The organism is Raoultella sp., assembly GCF_039594335.1.
In the GTDB taxonomy this organism is placed as follows: domain Bacteria; phylum Pseudomonadota; class Gammaproteobacteria; order Enterobacterales; family Enterobacteriaceae; genus Klebsiella.
In genome coordinates, this window is the sequence record NZ_JBCNNS010000229.1 from 1 (window position 1) to 4086 (window position 4086).

Annotated in this window: 5 protein-coding genes; 2 read left to right on the plus strand and 3 right to left on the minus strand. The window is 56.6% G+C overall.

Features of this window, described 5'->3' with window-relative positions; all coding sequences use genetic code 11:
• On the plus strand, positions 1-620 hold a 620-nt coding region (yejK, locus tag ACZAHD_RS21975), incomplete at its 5' end, for a nucleoid-associated protein YejK (RefSeq protein WP_462458628.1).
• Between the two features lie 63 nt (positions 621-683).
• On the opposite strand, the gene ACZAHD_RS21980 is transcribed toward yejK, so the two are convergent.
• Positions 684-1448 carry a DeoR/GlpR family DNA-binding transcription regulator gene (locus tag ACZAHD_RS21980; RefSeq protein WP_462458629.1) on the minus strand — a complete coding sequence of 255 codons (765 nt, stop codon included), beginning with the start codon at positions 1446-1448 and terminating at the stop codon, positions 684-686.
• 80 nt (positions 1449-1528) lie between these two features.
• Here ACZAHD_RS21980 and ACZAHD_RS21985 point away from each other — a divergent pair, with 80 nt between their 5' ends.
• Positions 1529-2161, plus strand: a complete 633-nt coding sequence (locus tag ACZAHD_RS21985) for an NUDIX domain-containing protein (RefSeq protein ID WP_462458630.1) — start codon at positions 1529-1531, stop codon at positions 2159-2161.
• Between the two features lie 156 nt (positions 2162-2317).
• On the opposite strand, the gene rplY is transcribed toward ACZAHD_RS21985, so the two are convergent.
• Positions 2318-2602 carry a 50S ribosomal protein L25 gene (gene rplY / locus ACZAHD_RS21990; protein WP_462458631.1) on the minus strand — a complete coding sequence of 95 codons (285 nt, stop codon included), beginning with the start codon at positions 2600-2602 and terminating at the stop codon, positions 2318-2320.
• A gap of 137 nt (positions 2603-2739) precedes the next feature.
• Positions 2740-4086, minus strand: a 1347-nt coding sequence (locus tag ACZAHD_RS21995; protein ID WP_462458632.1) for a DEAD/DEAH box helicase, incomplete at its 5' end; no start/stop codon positions are given.

The window sequence follows — 4086 nt, forward strand, 5'->3', positions numbered from 1 at the left end:
ACGAAGATCTGGATATCAGTTCGACCCACTATCTGGATATCAATCATGCCGATATTGTGGCGCGCATTGACTTAACTGAATGGGAAACCAATCCGGAGTCGACCCGCTATCTGACCTTCCTCAAAGGCCGGGTCGGACGTAAAGTGGCCGATTTCTTTATGGACTTCCTCGGCGCCAGCGAAGGGCTGAATGCCAAAGCGCAGAACCGTGGCCTGCTACAGGCGGTCGATGATTTCGCCTCTGATGCTCAGCTCGATAAATCCGAGCGGCAGAACGTACGTCAGCAGGTATATGCTTATTGCAACGAGCAACTGCAGGCGGGAGAGGAGATTGAACTGGAATCTTTATCCAAAGAGCTGGCCGGGGTCAGCGAGAAGAGCTTCCAGCAGTTTACCGCTGAACAGGGATATGAGCTGGAAGAGAGCTTCCCGGCGGATCGCAGCACGCTGCGCCAGTTGACCAAGTTTGCCGGCAGTGGCGGTGGGCTCACGATCAACTTTGATGCGATGCTGCTAGGCGAGCGAGTGTTCTGGGATCCGGCAACGGATACGCTGACCATCAAAGGCACGCCGCCCAACCTGCGCGATCAGCTGCAGCGTCGGACTTCCGGCGGTAGCTGATTCTCCGCCAGCCCCGGTGAAGGCCGCGGCTGCTGACCGGGCCTTCACCGGCCCGCGGGGGACCTACTTTGCATCGGCTCGGATCGTTTCGATCCCGTGCTGAGTCAGCTTCGCTTGCAGGGCCTCATTCAGCACGCCGTCGATAATCAGGGTACTGGCAAGACTTAACTCGGCGATGGCAAACGCCGATGCCGAGTTCAGTTTTTCCTGTGACGCCATCACAATGGTTTCCGCTGCCCGCGCGGCGAGCGCCCGTTTGATCGCCGCCTCTTCATAATCGCCAGTCGTGAAACCTGCGCGGTCGTGCACCCCGGTCACGCCCATAAAAAACAGATCGGCATTGATCCGCGCAATACCTTCCAGCGCACTGGCGCCGACGGTGACCACCGAATGTTTAAACAGCCGTCCGCCGATAAGAATGACCTCAATCAAAGGCCGCTCCACCAACGCGACGGCAATACCGGGGCTGTGGGTCACGATGGTACAGGTCAAATCAGGCGGCAGACAGCAGACCATTTCTTCGGTGGTGGTCCCACCATCGATAATCACCACCTGACCCGGCTGAATCAGGGTCGCCGCCCGGCGGGCGATGGCCTGCTTCGAGGCGGTTTGCACGTTTTTTCTTGTTTCGATCGGCGCGATGGCCGCCGAAACCGGCAGCGCGCCGCCGTGGACCCGTTGCAGCTTGCCTTCCCCCGCCAGTTCGCGTAAATCGCGGCGGATAGAGTCTTCGGAGACGTTAAACCGCTGGCTTAACTCACCGGACATAACCTGTTTTTCGATGGCGAGAATCTGCAGTATTTGCTGTTTTCGTTGGCTGGCAAGCATACTTCACCTTCACGTTTAATCTTGTTTGTGCGTTATTTTGCATGTTATCGTGGCCGCTGTCATCTCATCCGGAGAAAAATATGTACAGTGATACACCCCGCGTTCGCCATGTGCGTGAAACGCTGCTGTCCGACAACTGGTATACGTTAAAAAAATACACGTTTGAATTGCTTCGACGGGACGGCCGTTGGCAGGAGCAAAGCCGTGAGGCCTACGATCGCGGCAACGGCGCGGTGATACTGCTCTATAACCGCACAAAGCAAACCGTGGTGCTTATTCGCCAGTTTCGTTTTCCGGTGTGGATTAACGGTCATGATGGCTTTTTGATCGAAGCTGCTGCCGGACTGCTGGATAATGCGTCGCCGGAAGAGCGCATCATCGCTGAGGCGGAAGAAGAGACCGGCTTTCGCGTCACCGGCATTGAACCGGTTTTTACCGCTTACATGAGTCCGGGATCGGTCACCGAAAAGCTCTACTTTTTCATTGCCGAATATTCGGCTGATGACCGCCGGGGCGAAGGCGGCGGGCTGGCGGCGGAAGGGGAGGATATCGAAGTGCTAGAGTGGCCATTGACCCGGGCGTTACAAGCGATACGCGAGGGGGAAATTGTCGATGGCAAAACTATTATGCTGCTGCAACATCTGGCGCTCATTCAGGCTGCCGGCTGGGAAGGGGGGAGGAAAACGAAACTGAAGTCGGTACCCAGGGAATAAATGTCACAATGGTGATGTTGTGGCAGCCGGGAATGGACAAGTCCCCGATGCTGGGAGCTGTGGTTGATTTTGCGCCTCAGATGGGGAGCAGGATGCATAACAAAACGCCCCGGACCTTGCGGACCGGGGCGTTTGTTACTCAACTTGCTATCGCGATTAAGCGCGAACGAAGTCGATGTGAGACAGTTTCGGCTTGTAAGCGTGGCGCTGAACAGCCTGAACTTTGACTTTCTCTTCTTTGCCATCAACAACGATGGTCAGAACTTCGCTGTAGAATTCAGCTTTGTCCTGCAGGTTCCATAGTTTGTCGTGATCCAGTTCGATAGCAACCGGAGCTGCTGCACCACCGTAAACGATAGCCGGGAACTTGTTAGCTGCGCGCAGGCGGCGGCTCGCACCCTTACCCTGCTCTTTACGTACTTCTGCGTCGATAGTAAACATTGATGTCTCTCTATATTTAAATCCTGCTACAGGCGACCCAGCAGCAGGCAGATGATCTGCTTTGCGAATGCAAAAGCGGGCGGCATTATATCCACCTATGGCGTTGACGGCAATGAAAACCTCAGGCGCGGTGGCAATTAGCGCAGTTCGTTGGCCCGGCGAAAGCGCCCCTGGTAGTCGAATACTTTTTCGCGGACCTGCCAGTATTGGCCTTTCATACGCGCGACAACAAAGTCCGGGTGGCGCAGCAGTACCCGTTGGGCGAGGATATCGCCAGGAGTTATCCAGCGCAGCGGCACACCCGGCGTGCGGGTATGCGGGCGGATAAACAGCTGCTCAAACGCGGTCCGCTGGGCCGGCGTCTGCAGGCGGAAGCGCTCGCTGACATCGGTGCCGTCCTCATCGTAATAGGTGATTTTCAACCACGGGCCTTTATCGTCGGCACCGTGCTGCAGGTCCATGCCGCTGCAGCGCAGCACCAGGGCATCTTTGAGCTTCAGCGCGGCCTTCAGCATATCGTCGGGATCGACCAGAATGGTGTCGCACTCGCGGCAGCGGCGGGCAGCGATATCATTTTCCGCATTGCACTGCGGACAGTTTTTAAAACGAAAACGAAAATTGCACTGTTCGCGGTGACCGTCGTCATCTTCAAACCAGCCCTGGCAGCGGCGGCCAAAGTGTTCAATCAGCGTACCGTCGGCGGTAGTCTTTCCCCAGAAGGTATTGGCAAAGCCACAGGCCGGGCAGAATACCTGTACGGGGACGTTATCGCTCTTGCCCTTCGGTGAGCCAACCTCCGGCGCGTAGAGATCGTGAGGATTTCCGGCATAGTCGAGAATCAGGCAGTCGGTTTTCCCCGACGCCAGGCGCAGGCCGCGGCCGACAATTTGCTGATAAAGGCTGACCGACTCCGTGGGACGCAGGATGGCGATCAGATCGACATGCGGGGCGTCAAATCCGGTGGTGAGAACCGCTACGTTGACCAGATAACGATATTGCTGCGCTTTAAAGGCTTCGATGATGCGATCGCGCTGCGGGCCGGGCGTTGCACCGGTAATGAGTTCCGCGTCACCGGCGGGCAGCAGGCCGGTAATTTCCCGTGCATGTTCTACGGTGGCGGCGAAAATCATTACCCCTTTACGCGTCCGGGCAAATTCGACAATCTGGCTGACAATATGCGGCGTAATGCGCTGCTGCTTTTTCAGCTCATGATTGAGGTCGGCTTCGCTAAACAGACCGTTGCTCTGTGGCTGAAGGCGGCTGAAATCGTATTGCACGACCGGCATATCCAGCCGCTTCGGAGGCGTCAGATACCCGTTTTTGATCATATAGCGCAGCGGCAGCTCGTAAATACAGTCGCGAAACAACGCCTTTTCATCACCGCGAACCATGCCGTGATAATGAAACTGGTAGATCCAGCCCTTACCGAGGCGAAACGGCGTGGCGGTCAATCCGAGCAGGCGCAGTTGCGGGTTAACCTGCTG